1 pseudogene is annotated in these 239 nt (G+C 66.9%); it reads right to left on the bottom strand.

Annotation, left to right across the window (positions count from 1 at the left end):
• Positions 1-239 (bottom strand): annotated as a pseudogene (sucC, locus tag TSO352_RS33900) (succinate--CoA ligase subunit beta); the annotation flags it as partial.

The following is a 239-nucleotide window of genomic DNA, read 5'->3' as shown; positions in this document are numbered from 1 at the left end:
TCAGCTTGAAGGCCGCGGTGACGCGCTCCTTGGTGGCGCCGCCGCCGACGTCGAGGAAGTTGGCCGGCTCGCTGCCATACAGCTTGATGATGTCCATGGTGGCCATCGCCAGGCCGGCGCCGTTGACCATGCAGCCGATGTTGCCGTCGAGCTTGACGTAGTTCAGCTCGTGCCTGGCGGCTTCCAGTTCCGCCGGATCCTCTTCCGCCTCGTCGCGCAGGGCGGCGACGTCCTTGTGG

The organism is Azospirillum sp. TSO35-2 (genome assembly GCF_003116095.1).
Classification (GTDB): domain Bacteria; phylum Pseudomonadota; class Alphaproteobacteria; order Azospirillales; family Azospirillaceae; genus Azospirillum.
This window is presented reverse-complemented; position numbering and strand designations above follow the sequence as displayed.